The sequence below is a fragment of the Noviherbaspirillum malthae genome, assembly GCF_015352985.1.
Classification (GTDB): Bacteria; Pseudomonadota; Gammaproteobacteria; order Burkholderiales; family Burkholderiaceae_D; genus Noviherbaspirillum; species Noviherbaspirillum malthae.
This window is the reverse complement of sequence record NZ_JACYXF010000002.1, coordinates 466,209-489,692: the sequence shown is the minus strand read 5'-3', so window position 1 is coordinate 489,692 and position 23,484 is coordinate 466,209. Positions and strand designations below refer to the sequence as shown.

The following is a 23,484-nucleotide window of genomic DNA, read 5'->3' as shown; positions in this document are numbered from 1 at the left end:
GAAGGCTGTTCGCTCGCCTTTCGTTCGCAGTTCAATATGGACGACGTTGTTTCCGATTGCCGGCCCTGTACCCCAGACAAGGCTGCAGGGCCGGCATGCATCAGCGTCCGCGACCGGCGCTGCGTTGCGGCGCCTGGGCTTTTGTTGCGGGCGGTTTTGCTGCAGGGCGCTTCGCCGTCGATGCCGCAGCCGGCAGCGGTCCGGCTTTGCCAGGATTCTTGTGGGGCGCTTTTGCGGCACCCGGCTGCGGCGCCGCGTGCTGGCGCTCCTGTTTTCCGGCAGGATTGCCCTGGCGTCTGCCGTTGCGTGCCGGAGGCATATTGCTGCGCAGCTGGATAGGCTGCGGACGCGCATTCGGATCCGGCTCGAACCCGGGGACGACTTCCTGGGGCAGCGAGCGCTTGATCAGCTTCTCGATGCCCTTGAGCATGTCATGTTCGTCCACGCACACCAGCGACACCGCCTCGCCGGTTGCACCGGCGCGGCCGGTACGGCCGATGCGATGCACGTAATCTTCCGGCACGTTGGGCAGGTCGTAATTGACCACATGCGGCAGTTGGTCGATGTCGATGCCGCGGGCTGCGATATCGGTCGCAACCAGCACCTGCAGGCTTCCATCCTTGAATTCGCTCAGGGCGCGCGTACGGGCCGACTGGCTCTTGTTGCCGTGGATCGCCATCGCAGTGATGCCGTCCTTGCCGAGCTGCTCGACGAGCTTGTTCGCGCCGTGCTTGGTGCGGGTGAAGACCAGGACCTGCGTCCAGTTCTGCGACTTGATCAGATGCGCCAGCAGCGGATGCTTTCGGTTGCGGTCCACGGGGTGGATCTTCTGGTCGATGACCTCGACGGTGGAGTTGCGACGCGCGACCTCGATCATTGCCGGCGAATTCAGCAGGCCGTCGGCCAGTGCCTTGATCTCGTCCGAGAAGGTTGCCGAGAACAGCAGGTTCTGGCGCTGCTTCGGCAGGATGGCCAGGATGCGGCGAATGTCGCGGATGAAGCCCATGTCGAGCATGCGGTCGGCCTCGTCGAGGACCAGGATTTCCACATGCGAAAGATTGATCGTGCCTTGCTGCAAGTGGTCCAGCAGGCGGCCGGGCGTGGCAACCAGGATGTCGACGCCGGAAGCGAGCAGCTTGATCTGCGGATTGATGTTGACCCCGCCGAAGATCACTGCCGACTTCAGCTTGAGGTATTTGCCGTAGGTGCGCACGCTGTCCTCCACCTGCGCGGCAAGCTCGCGCGTCGGGGTAAGGACGAGGGCACGGACGGGTCGCGCACCGCCGGCAGCCGGGGACTTCGCGGAGAGCCGCTGCAGCAGGGGCAGCGTAAAGCCGGCTGTCTTGCCGGTGCCGGTCTGTGCGCCGGCGAGAAGGTCGCCGCCGCACAGGACGGCGGGAATGGCCTGGGCCTGAATCGGCGTCGGAGCGCTGTAGCCCTGTTCGGTAACGGCGCGGACGATTTCATTGGCAAGGCCAAGTTCGGAAAAAGACATTGAATCTCACAAAAAGGTGCCTCGTCGGGATTGGGGCCCGACGACAGGCAATCGGTGGAAAGGCGTAGGTCCTGTGCGGACGGCATGGCGGAACCGGACCCGGTTCGCCGGCGCACGCACCTTGCGGTGCGCCGGCCGTCCAGCTTTGATTTCAGGAGGGAAAGACTATTTGGCGAACGGCGACAGCAGGTTCACCATTTGCGCAAAGATCTTGGGGCTGCCGGCGATGACATTCCCCTTGTACAGATAGTCGGAGTCTCCCGAGAAATTGCCGACGATGCCGCCGGCTTCGGTCACCAGCAGGGAGCCGGCCGCCATGTCCCAAGTCTGCAAACCCTTCTCGAAGAAGCCGTCAAGACGTCCTGCGGCGACATAGGCCAGATCCAGCGCAGCGGCGCCGGGGCGGCGCAGCCCTGCGGTTTTTTCAGTCATGACCTTGAACATCTGCAGATATTCGTCCAGACCTGCCATGTCGCGGAACGGGAAGCCGGTGCCGATCAGGGCATCCGCCATCCTGTCGCGGCGTCCGACGCGGATGCGCTTTTCATTCAGATAGGCGCCCGCACCCTTGGTGGCGGTAAACAGATCGTTGCGCGTCGGATCATAGATGACGGCCTGAGTGATCTGGCCGCGCTGCTGCAGGGCGATCGAGACGCAGTACTGCGGGAAGCCGTGAATGAAGTTGGTCGTGCCGTCGAGAGGGTCGATGATCCAGACGTTTTCATTCTCGTCATGCAGATTCGAGGATGCGCCGGATTCTTCGGCGAGAATGGCGTGGTCGGGATAGGCTGTTTTCAGAACCTCGATGATCGCCTGCTCGGCGGCCTGGTCCACTTCGGTCACAAAGTCGTTATGCCTTTTTTCAGTGACTTGAATGCGATCGAGATCGAACGTTGCGCGATTGATAATCGAGGCGGCACGACGGGCGGCCTTGACCGCCGTATTGAGCATGGGATGCATAGGGGTTCCGTTAAAATTGCGGTTCCCTCGCAACCGCGTCGGGAACCGCTTCAAATAGATTAATGAGCAATGCGGCATCTGAGAGATCGCTTTGTGCCGCGCAATCCCGCTATTTTAAATGAACCAGCCACAAACCAATACCTCTGTTTTCTCTCGGCTTCGCTTCGTGCTTGTCGAAACCAGCCACCCTGGCAACATCGGCGCCGTCGCACGTGCAATGAAAACCATGGGTTTTTCGGAGTTGGTGCTCCTGAATCCGCGATTTCCCGATGCCACCACTCAGGAAGAAGCATTGGCATTCGCCAGTGGCGCGCAAGATGTGCTGGAACGGGCGCGAGTCGTCGGCACCTTCGAGGAAGCCATCGCCGGCTGCAACTTTGCGGCTGCGCTGAGCGCCCGCCTGCGGGAATTTTCTCCGCCGGTAGCGACGCCGAGGTCGCTTGCTGCAAGCCTGGCCGCCGATCCGCAGCTCAACGCTGCCCTGGTTTTCGGCAGCGAGCGCTATGGCCTGCCTAACGAAATCATCGAACGATGCAATGTGCTGATCAATATCCCGGCGAATCCGGAATATTCTTCGTTGAATCTCGCACAAGCGGTCCAGCTCCTTGCCTATGAGGCTCGACTGGCCCAGACTGGTGATGGAGTTGGTGCTTCCGTGATCGGATTTCAAGGGGAAGCGGCGAGCGTAGCCCAGATAGATGGTATGTACACCCATCTCGAAGAGGCCTTGGTAGCAATCGACTTTCTCGATCCCGATAACCCGAAGAAACTCATGCCGAGATTGCGCCGCCTGTTTTCACGTACCCAACTGGAAACCGAGGAGGTCAATATCCTGCGGGGAATTGCCCGTCAGATTCTGGCCCAGAGAAAGACAAAGCGCTGAACATGTCGCGTTTGGCAACGTGTTCAGCGCTAGGCATTGACTGACGCCGGGCGTATCAGTGCCAGGAACGCAGAAGACCAACGGCCAAGCCTTCAAGGGCAAAGCTTTCATCGCCCGAGTCGACGCGTATCGGTTCGAAATCCGGATTTTCCGGCAGCAATTCGATGAGTGAACCGGTTTTCTTGTAACGCTTGACCGTCACTTCGTCGCCAAGGCGCGCAACGACGATCTGTCCGTTCTTCGCCGTGTCGGATTTCTTTACTGCAAGCAAGTCGCCGTCGAGGATGCCGATGTCACGCATGGACAGACCCCTGACCTTGAGCAGGTAATCGGGTTTTGCAGAGAACAGCGAAGGATCGACGCGATAGTTCGCTTCCACATGCTCGTTCGCAAGAATCGGCGAACCGGCTGCAACCCGGCCGATGAGGGGCAGGCTCAGCTGCATGATGGAAGGGTGGGGCAGGGACATCTGATGCCCGCCGAAGCGGACGCTGCCGTTATTACCATTGCCGCTCATGTCTAGCAGGCGAATGCCGCGGGACGTGCCCGGCGAAATTTCGATGGCGCCTTTGCGTGCTAGTGCCTGCAGATGTTCCTCCGCGGCATTGGCAGACCTGAAGCCGAGTTCGCTGGCGATTTCTGCGCGGGTGGGAGGGAAGCCGGTATTTTCGATTGCTTCCCTGATGAGGTTCAGGATCTGCTCCTGACGTGCTGTGAGTTTAAGCATGGTTATGGTCCAGGGAATGGACGCATCTCGCGAGAGAAGGGCGCTGTTGATATAGACAGGCTGTATTTTTATACAGCTTTTGTCCGTTTGCAAGCGGCTTTTGCGCATTACCGCGGATAAATCAGATAGGCATGAATAAGTGTCTGAAAGTATTGAGCTTTCGCAGGCGTCGAGTTATCATAGCGGACTTTACCTCTTCCCACACCCGTCTTGACGCCGGGGTGGGCGATTGTTTTAATCCGTCCAAAAGGAGATTACATGCGTCATTATGAAATCGTTTTTATCGTCCATCCGGATCAGAGCGAGCAAGTGCCCGCAATGATCGAGCGCTACAAAGGTATCGTGACTGCCCGCAACGGCAAGGTGCATCGCGTTGAAGACTGGGGCCGCCGTCAGATGGCTTACATGATCGAGAAGCTGGCCAAGGCGCACTATGTTTGCATGAACATCGAGTGCGACGGCGAAACTTTGGCCGAGATCGAAACCGGCTTCAAGTTCAATGATGCAGTCCTGCGTCATCTGACCGTCAAGATGAAGAAGGCCGAGACTTCCCCGTCGCCGATGATGAAGGCCGTGCAGAAGGAAGATGCTGCCAAGACCCAGCGTTCCGAGGCATCTGCTGCGTAATTGCATCAGCAGAGGAGTGTGAACCAGTTTCATCTGATTGCCTCGATTGCCGAACGCGATGTCATGCGTTATACCCCGGCAGGCATACCGATCGTCTCAGCCACGCTGAGGCATGTTTCGGAGCAGATTGAGGCCGGCATCCCGCGCCAGATTGAATTCGAGATGATCGCCGTCGCGGCCGGAGAGATTTCCGGCCGGTTCAATCAGGCTGAATTGGGCGTCATGTTCGCGTTCACCGGTTTCCTCGCTCGCAAGAACCGCAACAGCAAGAGCCTTGTTTTCCATGTGACGGATTTCGGGGCTTATTCACCAGATCACTAGATACAGTACAGGAGCCAACCATGGCATTCGGTAAAAAATTCGACAAGAGCAAACTCAAGCAAAAGCGCCAGCAGCAGAATCCGCTGTTCAAGCGCAAGAAATTCTGCCGCTTCACCGCCGCCGGCGTTGAACAGGTGGACTACAAGGACATCGACACCCTGAAGGACTTCGTTCAGGAAAACGGCAAGATCATGCCGGCACGTCTGACCGGCACAAAGGCGCACTACCAGCGCCAGGTCGACACCGCAATCAAGCGCGCACGTTATCTGGCCCTGCTGCCGTACACCGACCTGCACAACGCTTAATTGACGACTGAGAATAGGAGAAAGAAATGCAAGTTATTCTGTTGGAAAAAGTCGTTAATCTTGGCGACCTCGGTGAAGTGGTAAAGGTCAAGGACGGTTACGCACGTAACTTCCTGATCCCCCAGCGCAAGGCACGCCGTGCCACATCGACTGCAATCGCCGAGTTCGAAACAAAGCGTGCAGACCTCGAGAAAGCAGCCGCCGAGCGCCTGGCCGCTGCTCAGGCACAAGGCGAAAAACTGAACGGCACTACCGTTCAGATCTCCCAGAAAGCCGGCGTTGACGGCCGTCTGTTCGGTTCCGTGACAAACGCCGATATCGCAGCTGCTGTCACCAAGCAGGGCTTCCCGGTCGAGAAGGCACAGATCCGCATGCCGCAGGGCCCGCTGAAGGTCGTGGGCGAGCACCCGATCTCGGTCGCACTGCACACGGACGTTGTCGTTGAAGTCACTGTTGCAGTGGTCGGCGAGCAGCAAGTCTAAGCTGTCATCAAATTGTTGATGAACGAAAAAGCCAGCGCAAGCTGGCTTTTTTATTGCCCTTTATTTTTAGACGTCCTCGACGTCCTGCGGTCATATTGTGTTCCCGCATTGCCTTGCGTGGACGGGGATTCATATACATCAGCCGACACGGCAGACACCGCGCAGGCAGCGTTGCGGCCAAATTATCAAGAGTTGAATGCTCTTCGCATCGGTACCTCTGAAATACCAGGGCGCTCTCAAGTTGCCTGTATTGTCGATCCCGGGCGCTTTGCCAGCGGCACTGCGTTGTGTGGAGGGCGCCGAGCTCGCCGTGTCGCGTCACCACGCCTTCGCCCGCAGACAAATCGCCTCGACCTCGCCTGGCCGAATCAATCCGAAAGCACTCTGAACAGCAAGCCATGATTCGGCTCGGACACGCCCCGGCAAAGCGTGCCCGAGCCGATGCGTCATCAATGGGCCATCGGCGCCGAAGCCATTTTCTTTGGCTTGGTCAGCCACACGATGCCGGTGAGCGCAAAGAAGGCAACCGCGCAGTAAAGGAAGAACTCGTTTGTGGCGAGCATGTAGCTTTGCGCGTTGATCGTGCGCTCGACCACCGCATACGCCTGTTCGAGCGACATGCCGCCGGCCTGCAGGCTGCGCAGATAGTCGTTGCTCAAGGGCGAGTAGGCGGAGACGTTCTCCGTCAGGCGCGCATGGTGATTGGTTGACAGATGCTCCCACATGGTGACGCTGATCGCAGTGCCCATTGCCGCACCAAGCGTACGCAGGAAGTTGGACAGGCCGGATGCGGCCGCCATGAGATCCGGCGTGATGTTGGACAGCATCAGGGACTGTACCGGCAGGAAGAAGCATGCCATGCCGATGCCCTGCACCAGTCTTGGATTGACGATGTCCCAGAAACCGACATCGAGCGACATGTGCGTATTCCACAGAGACACGGCACCCATGACAATGAAGGCAAAGGTCGCCAGCACCCGCAGGTTGAGCCTGGTGATGTTGCGTCCGATGATCGGCGACAGGATCAGCGTGAAAATGCCGATCGGCGCCATCGCCGCGCCTGACTGGGCGGCGGTGTAGCCCATGACCATCTGCAGCCACAGCGGGAATACCACCACGGAACCGAAGTAAGTCATGAAGCCGACCGACAGCAGGACCACGCCGAAGCGGTAGTTCCGGTCCCGGAACAGGCTCAGGTCGACAATCGGATGGTTTGAGGTCAGAACCCACGCGATGAAGAAGGTCAGTGCCACGACGGCGATCACGCCAAGGGCCGTGATGAACGGAGAGGCAAACCAGTCGTAATCCTTGCCGATCTCAAGCATCAGCTGCAGGCTGCCGATGCCGACGACCATCAGCGCCAGTCCGGTGATGTCCAGCGGCGCCTTGACGGTGGCCGACTCGCGGTTGCGCATCAGGGTCCAGACGGTGATGCCGCCGAACAGGCCGATGGGAATGTTGATCAGGAAAATCCAGGACCAGTGATAGTTGTCGCTGATGTAGCCGCCGAGCAGGGGGCCTGCGATCGGCGCGAGAATGACCGTCATTGCCCAGAGACCCATTGCCGCTCCGCGCTTCTCCGGCGGGAAATTGCGCACCAGGAGCGTTTGCGACAGCGGCACCATCGGACCGGATACCAGCCCCTGCAGCAGCCGGCAGACCACCAGCATCGGCAGGTTGACCGAGAAGGCGGCAATCGCCGACATCAGGGTAAAGGCAAGGACCGAGATCACGAACAGCTTGATCTCGCCGACCCGCTTGGCGAGCCAGCCTGTCAGGGGGACGGCGATTGCGGCCGCGACCGAATAGGCGCTGATGATCCAGGTACCCTGGCTGGTCGATACGCCCAGGGCGCCGGCAATCGTGGGAATCGAGACGTTTGCAATCGTGATGTCGAGGATCTCCATGAAAGTCGACAGCGCGGCGGCAAACGTCAGCAGGGCGAGGGCCGGACCTTTCAGCGCCGGAGGCGCTGCGGCTGCGGCCGGCCCTGCTGCGGTGTTTTGCTCTTGCATGAATCTTCCTACTTCAGGTTGGCGGCAACGATCGTGTCGATGCGCTGCCTGGTCCTGGCATCGACGAAATCGGCGGCGCCGTAGGCTGTCAGCGCGACTGCGGGAGCGGTCGCTTCTCCGAGCGGCTTGCCGTCCTGATTGTGGAGGTCGACCTCGGCGCGCATCGACAGGCCGATGCGCAGCGGATGTTCGGCCAGCTGCTTCGGATCGAGCGAGATGCGAACCGGCACGCGCTGCACCACCTTGATCCAGTTGCCTGTCGCATTCTGCGCCGGCAGCAATGCAAATGCCGATCCGGTGCCTGCAGCCAGCCCCACGATCTTGCCTTCATATTTCACGTTGCTGCCGTAGACGTCCGAGGTCAGCGTGACCGGCTGCCCGATCCGCATTTCGCGCAGCTGCGACTCCTTGAAGTTGGCATCCACCCACAGCTGGTCGAGCGGGACGATCGCCATCAGCGGAGCACCCGGATCGATGCGCTGGCCGACCTGCACGTTACGCTTCGCAACTTCGCCCGATACCGGGGCATACAGCGTGGAGCGGGATTGCGCCAGCAGGACCTCCTGCAGACGCGCCGCCGCGCGCTGGACATTCGGATGCTTCTCGATGCTCGTGCCTTCGGTAAGCGCCTTGCCGGAAGCCAGCTGTTCCCTGGCTGCCTCAAGGGCCGCTTGGGCTGCGGTCACGGCGCTTTCGGCATGGCGGATTTCTTCGCCCGAAATTGCGCCGGTACCGGCAAGTGCCTTGCGCCGTGCGAGGTCATCCCTGGCGCGCGCAAGTTCCGCCTGCCGCACCGAGACGTTCGCGCCGGATTGCGCCTGGGAGGCATACAGCGTACGCACTTCGCGCACCGTCTGCGCTAGCTGGGCTTCGGCTTGCGCCACTGCGACGTCGGCATCGGCGGTATCGAGGGCGACCAGCGGCTGTCCCGCCTTTACAAGGTTGGTGTCGTCGGCAAATATCTTGGTCACCGTGCCGGCGAGCTGAGGGGTGACCTGCACCACATTGCCCTGGACATAGGCATTGTCCGTTTCTTCGCTGAAGCGGGAGAACACTGCCCAGTACGCGCCCCAGCCGATGGCGGCGACGGAAAACACGGCGCCGATGGACATGAGAATCTTCTTGCGCTTGGGCGAGCCGCTGCCTGCGGCTTGGGGATTCGGCTGAATCTGCGAAGCATTGCTTGTTTGAGTAGAGGTGCTCATCGCTGGTCCTGCAGTGTTGTTTGTCTGTGTCGTCATGATTCGATATCGGAATGTTCAGTGCCGTGCATTCGACGCGGTGGCCGGAACGCCGCGGTCTTCCTGAAAGCCGCCGCCGAGGGCGCGGGCAAGGGAAACGTGCAGGTCTTCACGCCTTGCGTTCAGGCTCGCGATGACGCGGCGCTGGGAAAGCAGCTGGTTTTCCACGGTAAGAACCGTCAGGTAGGGAGCCAACCCGCCGCGATAGCGAAGCGTGGCGAGCCGGTGCGCCTCCTCGGCGGCGTTGAGCGCTTCGCGGGCAGCCGCCTCTTCGCGGCCCAGGTCGCTGATGCGGACCAGCTGTTCGGCGACATCCTGCGCGGCGCTCAGCACCGACTGGTTGTACTGTGCGATCGCGGCATCGATGTCGCTGGCCTTGCCGGCGTAGTTCGCCCGCAGGCGGCCGGCATCGAAGATGGGCAGGCGGATCGCCGGACCGACGCTGTTGGTAAAGCTCCCGGCGTTCAGAAGATTGCCTATGCCGATCGCCTGTAAGCCGACCAAGGCATTCAGATTGACGTTCGGATAAAACTGCGCCTTGGCCGCATCGGCCTCCGCGTAGGCGGACGCAATGCGGGCGCGCTGGGCAGCAAGTTCGGGGCGGCGGCCGAGCAGATCGAGGGGCAGGGTGCCGGGAACGGCAAATTCGCCGGGAGACATCGCCGGCCGGGCGATGGACTGAGCTGCGGTCGGCATGTCGCCCGCAAGCGCCGCCAACTGCAGCTTCAAAACCTTGATGGCGGTGGCGGTCTGCTCCAGCTCGACCCGCAATGAGGCTTCATTGGTCTGCGCCTGCTGGACTTCCACCCGCGTGTCTAGACCGCTGGCTACCCGCTGGTCGATCAGCGTCCGGATCGTGCGGCGCTGCTGCAATGTAGCTTGCAGGATGTCCTGCATGTCGTACTGGGCCGACAATTGGGCATAGGTGCGCACCAGCGAGGAGGCCAGCGTCAGCCGCGCCGCGTCGCGCTCGAAGACAGCGCTCTTGAGCTGAGCATCGGCGGCGCGGATCAGCGCCGCATTGCGTCCCCACAGATCCAGGTCGAGACTGAAGTTGAGGCTGGCCTGCCCCTGGCTCACGTACTCTCCGCCCTTGCCGAGCGGAGGACGGGGCACGAGGTAATTCTCGGACTGGCGGCCATAGCTGAGGTCGGTGCCGGCACTGACCTGCGGCCCGGTGCCTGCATTGCTCAGGTCGGAAGCGGCGCGCGCACGCGCGATTCTTGCCTCGGCGGCGGCCATGTTGGGATTGGCCGACAGTGCTCTTTCCATCATTGCGTCAAGCTGGGCATCGTGATAAACGGTCCACCAGCGCTCCAGCGGCCATGCGCCTTCCTTTTGCTGCAGCTCGGCTGGCACCGCCAGGGAAACCCGCGCTGAAGGTTCATGGGCGGGAGCGATCGGCTGGAAGCCGACGCAGCCGGCAAGGAAGAGCAGCAGCAGGCTGGCCGCCGGAATCTGGAAGAGCCGCCTGAATGGAAGGGCGGGTTTCGAAGCGTTCATAAAGTCGTTATGGAGATTTTTATGGAGGAGAGAGATGCGCGCCGATCAGGTGTTCGAAATCATGCGTCGCAGGAAATCCTTGAACTGGTCGACTTCGGACGGGGTGAAGCCGCGCAGGTGGTGATTGAGCGCGTCCACTACGACCTGGATCATCTGGTCGGCGATCTGCTTCCCCTTGTCGCTGAGGGCCACTTCGACGATGCGGCGGTCGGTATTGCTGCGCGTGCGCCGGATGAATTCCTTTTCCTCGAGGCGGTCGAGCATGCGGGTCATTGCGCCGGCATCGGTCATCAGTTCGCGCGCGAGGTCGGCGGCGGTATTGGCCTGGCCGTGATGCAGTTTCAGAAAGATTGCCAGTTGGGCATGCGTCATGTCGAACTTGGCCAGTTCACGGTCCAGCGTCAGGGTCAGTTGACCACCCGCCCGCTTGAGCAGGTAGCCGATGCTTTCCTGGGGAGAGTAATTGTCTAAGGTGTAAATGGTCACGGTAGTTTGCCTTCGCTGAGATCGATTTGAATATAGTTGCCTAGGCAGTGATTGTCAAGGCAGAATTTGTTTGAGCAGAGGATTGTCGTTTTGCAACAGAATGCGCGTCGACACGTCGAAATTCCCGAGGCATCGACATTGCCCCAATGGACGAGAAGGTATAATGCGCGCCATGAATACCCGCACTGACCCCCAGCTGGATGCACTCCGCATTCCTCCTCATTCCATCGAAGCAGAACAGTCCGTCCTGGGCGGTTTATTGCTCGACAATGCTGCCTGGGACCGTATTGCGGACTTTGTCAGCGAAGACGATTTCTATCGCTATGACCATCGCGTCATCTTTCAGCACATCGTCAAGCTGATCAATGCGACCCGGCCGGCGGACGTCATCACCGTCTATGAAGCGCTGAGCAACAGCGGCAAGGCCGAGGAAGTCGGCGGCCTGACCTATCTGAATGCGCTGGCGCAGAACACGCCGTCGGCGGCCAATATCCGCCGCTATGCCGAAATCGTTCGCGACCGCGGCGTGCTGCGCAAGCTGATCACGGTATCGGACGAAATCTCCGGCCAGGCCTTCAATCCGCAGGGCAAGGAAGTCAAGCAGCTGCTCGACGAAGCCGAATCCAAGATCTTCGCCATCGCCGAAGAGGGCGCGCGAGGCGCCCAGGGCTTCCTGGAAATCCAGCCCCTGCTTACCCAGGTCGTCGAGCGTATCGATGAGCTGTATAACCGCGACAACCAGAACGACATCACCGGCGTGCCCACCGGATTCGTCGATCTCGACCGCATGACCTCCGGCCTGCAGCCGGGCGACCTGATCATCGTCGCCGGTCGTCCGTCCATGGGTAAGACCGCGTTTTCCATCAACATCGGCGAGAACGTCGCCATCGACAGCGGTTTGCCGGTGGCCGTGTTTTCCATGGAAATGGGCGGCGCCCAGCTGGCGATGCGTATGCTCGGCTCGGTGGGGCGCCTCGATCAGCATCGCCTGCGCACCGGCCGCCTGAACGACGAAGACTGGCCGCGCCTGACGCATGCGATCCAGAAAATGAACGAGGTGCAGATCTACATCGACGAAACGCCTGCGCTGAGCTCCATCGAATTGCGCGCCCGCTCGCGCCGGCTGGCCCGCCAGTGCGGCAGGCTCGGACTGATCATCATCGACTATATTCAGCTCATGTCGGCCAGTTCGCCGGGAGAAAACCGCGCCACCGAGATTTCCGAGATTTCCCGAAACCTAAAGGGATTGGCCAAGGAACTCAACTGTCCGGTCATCGCGCTGTCCCAGCTGAACCGCTCGCTCGAGCAGCGTCCGAACAAGCGCCCCGTGATGTCCGACCTGCGGGAATCCGGCGCCATCGAACAGGATGCCGACGTCATTCTGTTTATCTACCGTGACCAGGTCTACAACCCTGACTCGCCGGACAAGGGTACTGCGGAAATTATCGTTGGCAAGCAGCGTAACGGTCCCATCGGCACCGTGCGCCTGACATTCCTCGGGGAGTACACCAAGTTCGACAATTACACCGGCGGCAACGCGGTGTTCGACAACGAATAAGCTATTAACGATTCGCGGCGGGCCTCGCAGGAGGACCGTCAACACCAATTCAACGAACGATTTTTGAGAGTGCAAACATGTTTGGACGACTGATGCCCAATGAGGGCAAATTTTTTGATCTCTTCATCCAGCACGGCGAACTGTGCGTCAAGGGCGCGAAGGAAATGGTTGCGCTGATGACCAACTTCGATGACCTGGAAAACCGCGTGCACGCCATCGAGAGCGTTGAAAAACAGGCCGATAAGGTGACTCACCAGACATTGGATCTGCTGCACAAGACCTTCATCACGCCGCTCGACCGCGACGACATCCACAAGCTGATTACCCGCATGGACGATATTCTCGACCTGCTCGAGGATGCGGGCCAGACCATTTCGCTGTACGACATCAAGGCAATCACGCCGGAAGCCAAGCGGCTCGCCGAGCTCTGCCTGGCCTGTACGGAAAAGGTCAAGGCTGCCGTCGGCCTGCTGCACAACATGGACAATTCCACGCAGATTCTCGGTATCTGCGAAGAGATCGACCGTCTCGAATCCGATGCCGATCACGTAATGCGCGCGGCCATGTCCAAGCTGTTCCGCGACGAACCCGACGTGCGCAATCTCATCAAGCTCAAGGCGATCTACGAGATTCTGGAAACGGTGACCGACCGCTGCGAAGACGTGGCCAACATTATCGAAGGCATCATCGTCGAGAACGCCTGAGCGGCGTGCCGCCGCGTGCGACGGCGCCTGCGACGCCGCGCAAGTGCAGCGAACATGCAAGGAAAGGCATCGTCGCTGTGCACCCGTAAGGGATGCGCAGCGTCTGTTACCGAATAATAAAAGAACTCCATGAATACCCTTCAAATCAGTATCTACACACTTGCGTTCCTGATTGCGCTGGCATTGCTGTTCGATTTCATGAACGGCTTCCATGACGCCGCCAATGCGATTGCGACCGTGGTGTCGACCGGCGTGCTGAAACCCCAGCATGCGGTTGCAATGGCCGCCCTTTTCAATGTGGTCGCCATCTTTTTCTTTCAGCTCAAGGTGGCCACTACAGTCGGGAAGGGCACGATCGAGCCGTCGGTGGTTGATCACTATGTGGTCTTCGGCGCGCTGGTCGGTGCCATTTTCTGGAATGTGCTGACCTGGTACTACGGTATCCCGTCGTCGTCGTCCCATGCGCTGATCGGCGGTCTGGTCGGAGCGGCAGTGGCCAAGGCGGGCACCGGTTCCCTCATTTCGTCGGGCCTTATCAAGACCATTGCCTTCATCGTGCTGTCGCCGCTGCTTGGTTTTGTTTTCGGCTCCATCATGATGGTGCTGGTGTCCTGGCTCTTCGTGCGGTCGACCCCGCAGCGCGTGGACAAATGGTTCCGCCGCATGCAGCTGATCTCGGCCTCGATGTACAGCCTCGGCCACGGCGGCAATGACGCGCAGAAAACCATGGGCATCATCTGGATGCTGCTCATCGCCGCCGGCTACTCGACGACGCATGACACATTGCCGATGTGGGTCGTCCTCAGCTGCTACGGCGCGATCGGTTTGGGTACGCTGTTCGGCGGATGGCGCATCGTGAAGACCATGGGCCAGAAGATCACCAAGCTCAAGCCGGTCGGCGGTTTCTGCGCCGAGACCGGCGGCGCCATTACGCTCTTCCTCGCCACCGCGCTCGGCGTACCGGTGTCGACAACCCATACCATCACCGGCGCCATCGTCGGCGTGGGTTCGTCGCGCAAGATGTCCGCAGTGCGCTGGGGCGTCGCCGGCAATATCGTCTGGGCCTGGATCTTCACGATTCCCGCATCGGCCTTCGTCGCTGCGATCGCTTGGTGGATCGGTACCAAGATCCTGTAACGCACCCGTCAAGCAAACAAAAAAGCCTGCATTGATATGCAGGCTTTTTTATTGGACGAAAACTAACCGGCGTATCCGGCCTTACAGCACGTCGCTCGCATGATCGGCAAGGCGGGAGCGTTCGCCGCGCGCCAGAGTGACATGTCCGCTGTGCGACCATCCCTTGAAGCGGTCCACCACGTAGGTCAGGCCGCTCGATCCCTCGGTGAGATAGGGCGTGTCGATCTGCGCGATGTTGCCGAGGCAGATGATCTTGGTCCCTGGGCCGGCGCGCGTGACGAGCGTCTTCATCTGTTTGGGCGTCAGGTTCTGCGCTTCGTCGATGATCAGGAACTTGTTGACGAAGGTCCGGCCGCGCATGAAATTGAGCGACTTGATCTTGATGCGCGAGCGAATCAGGTCCTGCGTCGCGGCACGTCCCCATTCGCCGGCATCGTTGTCGGACTTGTTCAGCACTTCCAGGTTGTCGTCGAAGGCGCCCATCCACGGCGACATCTTCTCTTCTTCGGTACCCGGCAGGAAGCCGATATCCTCGCCGACCGGCACGGTGACGCGGGTGACGATGATCTCGTTGTAGAGCTTGGTTTCCAGGACCTGAGCCAGGCCCGCTGCCAGGGCGAGCAGTGTCTTGCCGGTGCCCGCCTGGCCGAGCAGGGTGACGAAATCGCACTCCGGATTCATCAGCAGGTTCAGCGCGAAATTCTGCTCGCGGTTGCGTGCGGTGACGCCCCAGACGCCGTTCTTGCCGTGGGTGTAATCGCGCAGCGTCTGCAGGACGGCGGTCTTGCCGTTGATCTGCCTGACCTGCCCGTAGAAGGAGGCTTCGCCGTTGTTCGGCTCCAGGAAGACGAACTGGTTGACCAGCAGCGAGGGCACGACCGGACCGGTGACCCGATAGAAGGTGTAGCCGGTGCCGTGCTTGTTTTCCTGCCAGGATTCCATGCCCTTGGCATGCTTGTTCCAGAAATCGTCCGGCAGCTGCACGATGCCGGAATAGAGCAGGTCGGTATCCTCGAGAACGTGATCGTTCAGGTATTCTTCCGCCGGCAAGCCCATCGCACGCGCCTTGATGCGCATGTTGATGTCCTTCGACACCAGTACGACGGAGCGGCCGGGATACTGCGCTTCGAGCGCGCGCACCACGCCCAGGATCTGGTTGTCCGCCTTGCCCTGCGGCAGACCCTCGGGCAGCTCGATGTTCTGCAAGGTCGTCTGGAAGAACAGGCGGCCCTTGGCATCCTTGTTGCCGAGCTTGGAGAGCGGGATGCCTGTTTCTATTTCATGTTCCGCCACTCCGGCCACCAGCGCATCCAATGAACGCGATACCTGGCGCGCATTGCGCGCGACCTCGGACATCCCCTTCTTGTGGTTGTCGAGTTCCTCCAGCGTCATCATGGGCAGGTAGACATCGTGCTCCTCGAAGCGGAACAGCGAAGTCGGATCGTGCATCAGCACGTTGGTATCCAGCACGAACAGCTTGGTCAGGCTCTGCTTGTCGGCCGTGCGGCCGGTGCCTGACTTGATCAGCGTTTCGACTGCCTTGGGCTTGGTGGTACGGGTCTTGGCTGCCGGTGCCTTCTCGGTAGTGCGGGCACGTGCCTGAGGTGGTATTTCTTCGGTAGCTTGGGGAAGGGATTCAACCAGCGTCATCACAGGTTTTACCGATTTGCCTTTCTCTGCCTTCGGATAGTCTTGCGGAGAGAGTAATGTTCCTGGTTTGGTCGGTAATTTGGGCAGTGGCATCAGGACCTCAGTCTAGAAAATGTTGAATTGACGGGTTGTCGGAGGTTAAACAACTGCTGCAGGCTTCTACTGCGGGTTGAGGTTGAGAAGGGAAGAAGACGGAAACCGCAAAGCAAAAAGGCCGTTTGAGGGGGAGGCTCGATGCCTCTTCCACAAACGGCCTTCTGAGAGAAAAAGCTTTTAGATTCAATGTGTTCTGTATATGTTCTCTACGCAAGCGCCTTCACAAACTCGAGGACTTCGTCCACGTGCCCGGGCACTTTTACTCCACGCCATTCTTTCACCAACTTCCCGCTGCCGTCAATGATAAATGTCGTACGTTCAACCCCGCGTACCTGTTTACCGTACATGTTTTTCATCTTCATGACATCGAACAAATTGCAGACCTTTTCGTCCGGGTCGGAGATGAGTTCGAAGGGCAGGTCGAGCTTGGCCTTGAAGCCTTCGTGCGAACGGATGCTGTCCCTGCTGATGCCGAAGATCTCGGCATTGGCAGCCTGGAACTGCGGGTAGAGATCGCGGAACTGCAGGCCTTCCGTCGTGCAGCCCGGCGTATTGTCCTTGGGATAGAAGTAAAGCACGACGGTCTTGCCCTTGTAATCGGACAAGCTGAAGGTCTTGTTGCTTGTCATCGGGGCTGAAAAATCGGGTACGGTCAAATTCAATGCAGATGGGCTTTCGGCCACGTTGGTCTCCTGATCCGGTATGTGGTCGCTGGTGGCGACGGTTGAGCGTCGGCGTTGCCGCCGGTAGCAGCAGCGCAACCCCGGATGTTAGCGAACTTTCATTCGCTTTGAAAAGGTTTGCAGTGCTGCCGGGACGCTCTTGATATGCAGTCGAATTCCTTTGTCTTTTGCGCAGGCCAACTGTTCCGCCTCGTTTTCCTGATTCGCTTGCCTGGGAATGTTCAAGCGACATGGGGGTGGATTGCAATATTTCAAGCTGTCATGCAAGAGACGCAGAAACGGCGTCCCGTTGCACTTGCGATGCCGGAACGGTCAGCGGGGAGGGCAGGTGCAAGCGTCTACTCGAAAATGAGCGCCAGTGCGACCTTGCGGCCTTCACCCATCAGGATGTTGTAGGTGCGGCAGGCGGCCGCGTTGTCCATGCACTCGACGCCGATCCGCTTGCCTGTCAGGGAAGCCACGAGGCGCGGGTGGATGAAGCGCTGGCGCTTCCCTGTGCCGAGGATGACCACGTCGGGATGGATAGCTTCGATCTGGGCGAAATTGTCCTGCGTCAAGGCGTCGAAGGAAGTCACCGGCCATTGCACGGGTGGCACTTCGGGTAGAACGATCAGGCTGTAATTGAAACTGACCGCATTGATCTCCACGGCGTTGTCTTCGTAGCGTGTGACGGTTTGATAATGCTGGGTCGGCGTAGTGTGAAGTTTCATGGTGCAATAGACAAGCGAATCGGCTTGAATTTCCGGCAACGAATGGAAAAAACTTCGGGCATTGTAGCCTTTCGCGGTTTGCGGAGCCGGGAACACATTGATAAAACGGGTTGCTTTGGGCAAAATGGACGTTTTTGGCGGTGCACCATTGCATCCCAAGTCTTGCATTAACTACAAGGGATTGCTCGAGTGCGACCGATTCAAAAATCCAGAAAGCTGGCAGACGTCTGTTACGACATCCGTGGTCCTGTCTTGGAAAAAGCCAAGCAGATGGAAGAAGAAGGCCACAAGATCATCAAGCTCAACATCGGCAACCTGGCCGTCTTCGGCTTCGATGCGCCCGATGAAATCGTGCATGACATGATCATCAACATGGGCAACGCCGCCGGCTATACCGATTCCAAAGGCATGTTCGCGCCGCGCAAGGCCATCATGCACTACACGCAGGAAAAGAAGATTTCCGGCGTGACGATCGAGGATATCTATATCGGCAACGGCGCCTCGGAGCTGATCGTCATGGGCATGAACGCGCTGCTCAACAGCGGTGACGAAGTGCTGGTGCCGGCCCCCGATTACCCGCTGTGGACGGCGGCGGTCAGCCTGTCGGGCGGCAAGCCCGTGCATTACGTCTGCGACGAACAGTCCGGCTGGCTGCCCGACATCGAGGACATCAAGAAGAAAATCACGCCGAATACCAAGGCGATCGTCGTCATCAACCCCAACAACCCGACCGGCGCGCTGTATCCGGTGGAGGTGCTGCAGCAGATCGTCGATGTCGCCCGCCAGCATCATCTGATCGTCTTCGCCGACGAAATCTACGACAAGACCCTGTACGACGGCGAGACCCATACCTCGATCGCGTCTCTTGCCGACGATGTGCTCTTCCTTACCCTGAACGGCCTGTCGAAGAATTATCGCTCCTGCGGCTACCGCGCCGGCTGGATGGTGGTCTCCGGCGACAAGAAACCGGCCAAGGACTATATCGAAGGCCTGAACATGCTGGCGTCGATGCGCCTGTGCGCCAATGCGCCGGGGCAGTATGCGATCCAGACGGCGCTCGGCGGCTACCAGAGCATCAATGACCTCGTCGGCCCCGGCGGGCGCCTGCTGAAGCAGCGCGACCTCGCCCACAAGCTGCTGACCGAGATTCCGGGCGTCACCTGCGTCAAGCCCAAGTCGGCGCTCTACATGTTTCCCAAGCTCGATCCGAAAATTTATCCGATCGACGACGACCAGAAGTTCGCCTACGAGCTGCTGGCGGAAGAAAAGGTGCTGATCGTGCAGGGGACCGGCTTCAACTGGATCAGTCCCGATCACTTCCGCGTCGTGTTCCTGCCGAATTCCGATGATCTGACGGAAGCTGTCGGCCGCATCTCCCGCTTCCTCGAAGGCTATCGCCGCCGCCACGGAACGGCTTGAGTATTCTGTTCGCCGGCCGATACCCAGCGCCACGGCCGGCGTCGAACGGGGCGGCATGCACCGTCATGCCGCCAACCGCGTAGTATCCAGGGAGCTGTCGCAAGCCGGCGCTCTGTCCCGCAATTCATCCAATATCAAACGCTATGAAACCCATCAAAGTTGGTCTGTTAGGCATCGGTACCGTAGGTTCCGGCACATTCAATGTCCTGAAGCGCAATCAGGAAGAAATTACGCGCCGCGCCGGCCGCAGCATTCAGATTACGATGGTGGCGGACCTCAACACCGAGCGTGCGAAGGAACTGACCAACGGCGAATGCGAAGTCGTCAATGACGCCAACCTGGTGGTCAATCATCCCGACATCGATATCGTGATCGAACTGATCGGTGGCTACGGCATCGCCCGCGACCTGGTCATGAAGGCCATTGCCAACGGCAAGCATGTGGTCACGGCCAACAAGGCGCTGCTGGCCACGCACGGCACCGAAATCTTCCGAGCCGCGCAGGAGAAGGGCGTGATGGTCGCGTTCGAAGCGGCGGTTGCCGGCGGCATTCCCATCATCAAGGCGCTGCGCGAAGGCCTGACCGCCAATCGCATCCAGTGGCTCGCCGGCATCATCAACGGCACCACCAATTTCATCCTGTCCGAAATGCGCGACAAGGGCCTGGACTTCGACATCGTGCTCAAGGAAGCGCAGCGTCTCGGTTACGCCGAGGCCGACCCGACTTTCGATATCGAAGGCGTGGATGCCGCCCACAAGGCGACGATCATGTCCGCGATCGCGTTCGGCATTCCGGTGCAGTTCGACAAGGCGCACGTGGAAGGCATCACCAAGCTGCAGGCGACCGATATTCGCTACGCCGAACAGCTCGGCTACCGCATCAAGCTGCTCGGCATTGCAAAGCGTACGCCGAAGGGCATCGAATTGCGCGTCCATCCGACGCTGATCCCCGCCAAGCGCCTGATCGCCAACGTCGAAGGCGCAATGAACGCGGTGCTGGTGCACGGCGATGCGGTCGGCGCAACGCTGTATTACGGCAAGGGCGCGGGCTCGGAGCCGACGGCATCGGCGGTGATCGCCGATCTGGTCGACATCACCCGCCTGGCAACCGCCGATCCGGAACACCGCGTGCCTCACCTCGCGTTCCAGCCGGATTCGATGAACGACACGCCCATCCTGCCGATGTCGGAAGTCACCACCAGCTACTACCTGCGCATGCAGGTCGATGACCAGACGGGCGTGCTGGCCGACATCACGCGCATTCTTGCCGACTCGACCATTTCCATCGATGCGATGCTGCAGAAGGAGCCCGAGGAGGGCGATACCCGCGCCGACATCATCATCCTGACCCACCAGACACAGGAAAAGAATGTGGAAGCGGCGATTGCCAAGATCGAAGCCTTGTCTACGGTCGTCGGCCAGGTCACGAAGATCCGCCTCGAACAGCTGAGCTGATTTCTTTTTACCTGCTAGGATGAAAAAAGCGCCCGCTTGCCGGGCGCTTTTTCTTTGGGAAATACGGAAACTTGCGATGTTCAGCGGTGTATCACCACGAGCATCGCCCTCGCTTCATTTTCCCCGCAGTTGCGGATGACATGCGGCCGGTCTGCCGCATAGCGTGCCGTGCCTCCTGTCTTCAGCATTCTGGCGGTGTCGTCCACCTCGACTTCCAGGCTGCCGCTGATCAGCGTCAGGTGCTCCATGGTGCCGGGGTCGTGCGGATTCGACTTGAGCATGCCGTTCGGCGCCAGTGTCAGTTCATACCATTCGAACTTCCCCGCCAAGTCCATCGGCCCGAGGATGCGCAACACATAACCCGAATGGTGGCCGGGTAACGTCGGCGTTTCATGCGGCTCCAGCACATGCACAGCCTCCGGTGTTTCCGAATTGGCTGACAGCAATTCGCCGATGCCGATTCCCAAGGCATTGGCCAGACGCCATGCGACCGCGATGGTCGGATTGGCTTTCTCGCGCTCGATCTGCGACAGCATCGATTTCGAAACGCCGGCGGCACGCGACAAGTCGTCCAGTGTCAAACCTTTTTTCAGCCGCAGTTTTTGCAGCATCGCACCGACTTCAGGTGGCGAACCAGGTGCAGCGATATTTTTCATTAGGCGTCTTGCAATGTTCAAGAGGGCTCGTTAATATTCAATATATTAAACAAGAGTTCTGTATATCGAATTATTTTCGATTTATTGAACACGATCGTAGCAGATGGCCGCCGGCTTGGATAGCCAAACCGGCATGCCAAATCGACAGCGGCAGGAGGAATGATGGCTTTGGATACGCGACGGGAAACATTCTACGAGCAGCTTGCCCAGGGATTGGACGGCTTGCGAGAGCAGGGGCTGTTCAAGCCGGAGCGCGTCATTGCTTCACGGCAGGGCGCCGAAGTGGTCTGCGACGACTGCCGCACGCTGATCAATCTGTGCGCCAACAACTATCTCGGCCTGTCGGGCGACGAGGCCATGGTGAGCGCCGCCGTCGATGCCACCGAAAAATACGGCTACGGACTGTCCTCGGTTCGCTTCATCTGCGGCACGCAGACGGTGCACAAGGAACTGGAACGCGCCTTGTCCGACTTTCTCGGCACGGAAGACACCATCCTGTACGCGGCGGCCTTCGATGCCAACGGCGGCGTGTTCGAACCGCTGTTCGACGAGCAGGATGCGATCATTTCCGATGCGCTCAACCATGCGTCCATCATCGACGGCATACGCCTGTGCAAGGCGGCCCGCTACCGTTACCAGCACAATGACATGGCCGACCTCGAGGCGCAATTGCAGGCGGCGGCCGACAAGCGCCACAAGATCATCGTCACCGACGGCGTCTTCTCCATGGACGGCACCATTGCCCAGCTCGACAAGATCTGCGACCTCGCCGACCGCTACGGCGCCCTGGTCATGATCGACGAATGCCATGCGTCCGGCTTCATGGGCAAGACCGGACGCGGCACGCATGAACATCACGGCGTGATGGGGCGCATCGACATCATCACCGGCACGCTGGGCAAGGCGCTCGGCGGCGCCATGGGCGGCTTCACTTCCGGCCGCAAGGCGGTGATCCAGACCCTGCGCCAGAAGTCGCGGCCCTACCTGTTTTCCAATTCGCTGGCGCCCGCCATTGCCGGGGCATCGCTCGACGTGCTGCGGCGCCTGTCCTCGTCGACCGAACTGCGCGACCGGCTGCATGCCAATACCGCCTATTTCCGCGCCGCCATCAGCGAAATCGGCTTCACCATCAAGCCGGGCACGCATCCGGTGGTGCCGGTGATGCTGTTCGATGCGCCGCTGGCACAGAAATTCGCGCAGCGGCTGTATGAGCTGGGTGTGCTGGTGACCGGCTTCTTCTACCCGGTCGTGCCGATGGGGCAGGCCAGGGTGCGCGTGCAACTGTCGGCGGCGCATACCCGCGAACAGCTCGACAAGGCCTTGGCCGCCTTCCGCCAGGCCGGGCAGGAACTTGGACTCTTGAAGAACTGAGAATCGAGGAGCAGGGCTATGGAAAGAATTCTGGTCATCGGCGCCAACGGACAGATCGGCAGCGAACTGGTGGAGGCGCTGGTACTGCAGCATGGCGCCGACAACGTGATCGCGGCGGACATCGCACCGCGCAGCCTGTTCGGCGCGGCGCGCTACGAGACGCTGGACGTGCTCGACGCGGCGCGCCTTGCGCAAGTCATCGAAGCCGGCCGGATTACCCAGGTGTACCAGCTGGCCGCGCTGTTGTCGGTGACCGGCGAGCAGGCGCCGCTCAAGGCCTGGACGCTCAACATGAACGGCCTGCTGAACATTCTTGAACTGGCGCGCGAGCGGACCGCCGCCGGCAAGCCGCTGAAAGTGTTCTGGCCGTCGTCGATCGCCGCCTTCGGCCCGCACACGCCGGCGGTCGACACGCCGCAGCTCGCGGTCATGGACCCGACCACGATCTATGGCATCAGCAAGCAGGCCGGCGAGCGCCTGTGCGAATACTACTTCAGCAAATTCGGCGTCGACGTGCGCAGCATCCGCTATCCGGGCATCATCAGCCACAAGTCGCCTCCCGGCGGCGGTACCACCGATTATGCAATCGCCATCTTTCATGCCGCCAAGCGAGGCGAATGCTATTCCTGCTATCTCGGCCCGGAAACCACGCTGCCGATGATCTACATGCCGGACGCCATCCGCGCCACCATCGAACTCATGGATGCCCCGGCGGAACAGATTCGCGTGCGCTCCGCCTACAACGTGGCCGGACTGAGCTTTTCGCCGCGCGAACTGGCCGAGGAAATCCGCCGCCAGCTGCCCGGATTCGAGATCCGTTATCAGCCCGACCACCGGCAAGCCATCGCCGATACCTGGCCGCACAGCCTCGACGATACCTATGCGCGGGCCGACTGGGGATGGAAGGCCCGCATTGGCTTGCAGCAACTCGTGGCTGACATGCTGCAGCATGTGCCGGCGCGGGCGCTGCATCACGCTGCGTAAATCGCCACGCTGTGAAA

23 protein-coding genes are annotated in these 23,484 nt (G+C 60.1%); 12 read left to right on the top strand and 11 right to left on the bottom strand.

The features are described 5' to 3' along the window. Positions 1-100: 100 nt before the first annotated feature. Entirely contained in the window at positions 101-1,495 is a 1,395-nt protein-coding gene (locus IGW03_RS06080; RefSeq protein ID WP_194721600.1) for a DEAD/DEAH box helicase, read from the bottom strand. Positions 1,496-1,660: 165 nt separating this feature from the next. Next, on the bottom strand, positions 1,661-2,455 hold the full coding sequence (locus IGW03_RS06075) for an inositol monophosphatase family protein (protein ID WP_194721599.1): 795 nt from the start codon (positions 2,453-2,455) through the stop codon (positions 1,661-1,663). A 118-nt stretch (positions 2,456-2,573) separates the two neighbouring features. Between IGW03_RS06075 and IGW03_RS06070 the strand changes: the two genes are divergently transcribed. After that, positions 2,574-3,338: an RNA methyltransferase gene (locus tag IGW03_RS06070; RefSeq protein ID WP_194721598.1), complete on the top strand. Its 765-nt coding sequence runs from the start codon at positions 2,574-2,576 to the stop codon at positions 3,336-3,338. A gap of 55 nt (positions 3,339-3,393) precedes the next feature. On the opposite strand, the gene lexA is transcribed toward IGW03_RS06070, so the two are convergent. Continuing rightward, entirely contained in the window at positions 3,394-4,065 is a 672-nt protein-coding gene (gene lexA / locus IGW03_RS06065) for a transcriptional repressor LexA (protein WP_194721597.1), read from the bottom strand. Positions 4,066-4,323: 258 nt separating this feature from the next. Between lexA and rpsF the strand changes: the two genes are divergently transcribed. Genes rpsF through rplI form a run of 4 tightly spaced genes read left to right on the top strand, consistent with a single transcriptional unit; the run spans position 4,324 to position 5,800 of the window. After that, positions 4,324-4,692: a 30S ribosomal protein S6 gene (gene rpsF / locus IGW03_RS06060; protein WP_194721596.1), complete on the top strand. Its 369-nt coding sequence runs from the start codon at positions 4,324-4,326 to the stop codon at positions 4,690-4,692. 18 nt (positions 4,693-4,710) lie between these two features. After that, a complete protein-coding gene (gene priB, locus IGW03_RS06055) occupies positions 4,711-5,013 on the top strand; it encodes a primosomal replication protein N (protein WP_194721595.1) in 303 nt (100 codons plus the stop codon). Between the two features lie 20 nt (positions 5,014-5,033). Next, positions 5,034-5,318, top strand: coding sequence for a 30S ribosomal protein S18 (gene rpsR / locus IGW03_RS06050; RefSeq protein ID WP_089397949.1), 285 nt, complete (start codon positions 5,034-5,036; stop codon positions 5,316-5,318). A gap of 26 nt (positions 5,319-5,344) precedes the next feature. Next, complete coding sequence (gene rplI / locus IGW03_RS06045; RefSeq protein ID WP_194721594.1) at positions 5,345-5,800, top strand: 50S ribosomal protein L9; 456 nt, start codon at positions 5,345-5,347, stop codon at positions 5,798-5,800. 449 nt (positions 5,801-6,249) lie between these two features. Here the strand turns inward: rplI and IGW03_RS06040 are convergent, their stop codons facing one another. The 4 genes from IGW03_RS06040 to IGW03_RS06025 are packed head-to-tail and all read right to left on the bottom strand — an operon-like array spanning position 6,250 to position 11,045. After that, the gene (locus tag IGW03_RS06040) at positions 6,250-7,815 is read right to left on the bottom strand and encodes a DHA2 family efflux MFS transporter permease subunit (protein WP_194721593.1); all 1,566 of its coding nucleotides are present in this window, start codon (positions 7,813-7,815) and stop codon (positions 6,250-6,252) included. 8 nt (positions 7,816-7,823) lie between these two features. Continuing rightward, positions 7,824-9,020, bottom strand: a complete 1,197-nt coding sequence (locus tag IGW03_RS06035; RefSeq protein WP_194721592.1) for an HlyD family secretion protein — start codon at positions 9,018-9,020, stop codon at positions 7,824-7,826. A gap of 54 nt (positions 9,021-9,074) precedes the next feature. After that, on the bottom strand, positions 9,075-10,559 hold the full coding sequence (locus tag IGW03_RS06030) for an efflux transporter outer membrane subunit (protein WP_194721591.1): 1,485 nt from the start codon (positions 10,557-10,559) through the stop codon (positions 9,075-9,077). Between the two features lie 45 nt (positions 10,560-10,604). Next, a complete protein-coding gene (locus IGW03_RS06025; RefSeq protein ID WP_194721590.1) occupies positions 10,605-11,045 on the bottom strand; it encodes a MarR family winged helix-turn-helix transcriptional regulator in 441 nt (146 codons plus the stop codon). 172 nt (positions 11,046-11,217) lie between these two features. On the opposite strand from IGW03_RS06025, the gene IGW03_RS06020 reads away from it, so the two are divergent. The 3 genes from IGW03_RS06020 to IGW03_RS06010 all read left to right on the top strand — a co-directional run bounded on the left by IGW03_RS06020 (position 11,218) and on the right by IGW03_RS06010 (position 14,444). Then, a complete protein-coding gene (locus tag IGW03_RS06020) occupies positions 11,218-12,603 on the top strand; it encodes a replicative DNA helicase (protein ID WP_194721589.1) in 1,386 nt (461 codons plus the stop codon). A 77-nt stretch (positions 12,604-12,680) separates the two neighbouring features. Then, a complete protein-coding gene (locus tag IGW03_RS06015) occupies positions 12,681-13,307 on the top strand; it encodes a DUF47 domain-containing protein (RefSeq protein WP_151638342.1) in 627 nt (208 codons plus the stop codon). 129 nt (positions 13,308-13,436) lie between these two features. Further along, a complete protein-coding gene (locus IGW03_RS06010; RefSeq protein WP_194721588.1) occupies positions 13,437-14,444 on the top strand; it encodes an inorganic phosphate transporter in 1,008 nt (335 codons plus the stop codon). 81 nt (positions 14,445-14,525) lie between these two features. On the opposite strand, the gene IGW03_RS06005 is transcribed toward IGW03_RS06010, so the two are convergent. From IGW03_RS06005 to IGW03_RS05995, 3 genes are all read right to left on the bottom strand, one after another. Further along, positions 14,526-16,187 (bottom strand): PhoH family protein, encoded by a 1,662-nt coding sequence (locus IGW03_RS06005; RefSeq protein WP_194721587.1) that lies wholly within the window; start codon positions 16,185-16,187, stop codon positions 14,526-14,528. Between the two features lie 209 nt (positions 16,188-16,396). Further along, the gene (locus IGW03_RS06000) at positions 16,397-16,873 is read right to left on the bottom strand and encodes a peroxiredoxin (protein ID WP_194721713.1); all 477 of its coding nucleotides are present in this window, start codon (positions 16,871-16,873) and stop codon (positions 16,397-16,399) included. A 338-nt stretch (positions 16,874-17,211) separates the two neighbouring features. After that, positions 17,212-17,583: an Mth938-like domain-containing protein gene (locus IGW03_RS05995; protein WP_194721586.1), complete on the bottom strand. Its 372-nt coding sequence runs from the start codon at positions 17,581-17,583 to the stop codon at positions 17,212-17,214. Positions 17,584-17,772: 189 nt separating this feature from the next. On the opposite strand from IGW03_RS05995, the gene IGW03_RS05990 reads away from it, so the two are divergent. Then, positions 17,773-19,002 carry a pyridoxal phosphate-dependent aminotransferase gene (locus IGW03_RS05990; protein WP_194721585.1) on the top strand — a complete coding sequence of 410 codons (1,230 nt, stop codon included), beginning with the start codon at positions 17,773-17,775 and terminating at the stop codon, positions 19,000-19,002. A 143-nt stretch (positions 19,003-19,145) separates the two neighbouring features. After that, positions 19,146-20,456, top strand: coding sequence for a homoserine dehydrogenase (locus IGW03_RS05985; RefSeq protein ID WP_194721584.1), 1,311 nt, complete (start codon positions 19,146-19,148; stop codon positions 20,454-20,456). A gap of 80 nt (positions 20,457-20,536) precedes the next feature. Here the strand turns inward: IGW03_RS05985 and IGW03_RS05980 are convergent, their stop codons facing one another. Next, positions 20,537-21,112: a helix-turn-helix domain-containing protein gene (locus IGW03_RS05980; protein ID WP_194721583.1), complete on the bottom strand. Its 576-nt coding sequence runs from the start codon at positions 21,110-21,112 to the stop codon at positions 20,537-20,539. 159 nt (positions 21,113-21,271) lie between these two features. Here IGW03_RS05980 and kbl point away from each other — a divergent pair, with 159 nt between their 5' ends. Both kbl and IGW03_RS05970 read left to right on the top strand, forming a co-directional pair. Beyond that, a complete protein-coding gene (kbl, locus tag IGW03_RS05975; RefSeq protein WP_438943619.1) occupies positions 21,272-22,483 on the top strand; it encodes a glycine C-acetyltransferase in 1,212 nt (403 codons plus the stop codon). A gap of 18 nt (positions 22,484-22,501) precedes the next feature. After that, positions 22,502-23,467, top strand: a complete 966-nt coding sequence (locus IGW03_RS05970; protein ID WP_194721582.1) for an NAD-dependent epimerase/dehydratase family protein — start codon at positions 22,502-22,504, stop codon at positions 23,465-23,467. Positions 23,468-23,484: the final 17 nt, after the last annotated feature.

Excerpts from the sequence above, each read along its gene's own strand:
- IGW03_RS06080 (WP_194721600.1), bottom strand. The coding sequence starts at position 1,495 with ATGTCTTTTTCCGAACTTGGCCTTGCCAATGAAATCGTCCGCGCCGTT.
- IGW03_RS06075 (WP_194721599.1), bottom strand. The coding sequence starts at position 2,455 with ATGCATCCCATGCTCAATACGGCGGTCAAGGCCGCCCGTCGTGCCGCC.
- IGW03_RS06070 (WP_194721598.1), top strand. The coding sequence starts at position 2,574 with ATGAACCAGCCACAAACCAATACCTCTGTTTTCTCTCGGCTTCGCTTC.
- lexA (WP_194721597.1), bottom strand. The coding sequence starts at position 4,065 with ATGCTTAAACTCACAGCACGTCAGGAGCAGATCCTGAACCTCATCAGG.
- rpsF (WP_194721596.1), top strand. The coding sequence starts at position 4,324 with ATGCGTCATTATGAAATCGTTTTTATCGTCCATCCGGATCAGAGCGAG.
- rpsR (WP_089397949.1), top strand. The coding sequence starts at position 5,034 with ATGGCATTCGGTAAAAAATTCGACAAGAGCAAACTCAAGCAAAAGCGC.
- rplI (WP_194721594.1), top strand. The coding sequence starts at position 5,345 with ATGCAAGTTATTCTGTTGGAAAAAGTCGTTAATCTTGGCGACCTCGGT.
- IGW03_RS06040 (WP_194721593.1), bottom strand. The coding sequence starts at position 7,815 with ATGCAAGAGCAAAACACCGCAGCAGGGCCGGCCGCAGCCGCAGCGCCT.
- IGW03_RS06035 (WP_194721592.1), bottom strand. The coding sequence starts at position 9,020 with ATGAGCACCTCTACTCAAACAAGCAATGCTTCGCAGATTCAGCCGAAT.
- IGW03_RS06030 (WP_194721591.1), bottom strand. The coding sequence starts at position 10,559 with ATGAACGCTTCGAAACCCGCCCTTCCATTCAGGCGGCTCTTCCAGATT.
- IGW03_RS06020 (WP_194721589.1), top strand. The coding sequence starts at position 11,218 with ATGAATACCCGCACTGACCCCCAGCTGGATGCACTCCGCATTCCTCCT.
- IGW03_RS06015 (WP_151638342.1), top strand. The coding sequence starts at position 12,681 with ATGTTTGGACGACTGATGCCCAATGAGGGCAAATTTTTTGATCTCTTC.
- IGW03_RS06010 (WP_194721588.1), top strand. The coding sequence starts at position 13,437 with ATGAATACCCTTCAAATCAGTATCTACACACTTGCGTTCCTGATTGCG.
- IGW03_RS06005 (WP_194721587.1), bottom strand. The coding sequence starts at position 16,187 with ATGCCACTGCCCAAATTACCGACCAAACCAGGAACATTACTCTCTCCG.
- IGW03_RS05995 (WP_194721586.1), bottom strand. The coding sequence starts at position 17,583 with ATGAAACTTCACACTACGCCGACCCAGCATTATCAAACCGTCACACGC.
- IGW03_RS05985 (WP_194721584.1), top strand. The coding sequence starts at position 19,146 with ATGAAACCCATCAAAGTTGGTCTGTTAGGCATCGGTACCGTAGGTTCC.
- IGW03_RS05980 (WP_194721583.1), bottom strand. The coding sequence starts at position 21,112 with ATGAAAAATATCGCTGCACCTGGTTCGCCACCTGAAGTCGGTGCGATG.
- kbl (WP_438943619.1), top strand. The coding sequence starts at position 21,272 with ATGATGGCTTTGGATACGCGACGGGAAACATTCTACGAGCAGCTTGCC.
- IGW03_RS05970 (WP_194721582.1), top strand. The coding sequence starts at position 22,502 with ATGGAAAGAATTCTGGTCATCGGCGCCAACGGACAGATCGGCAGCGAA.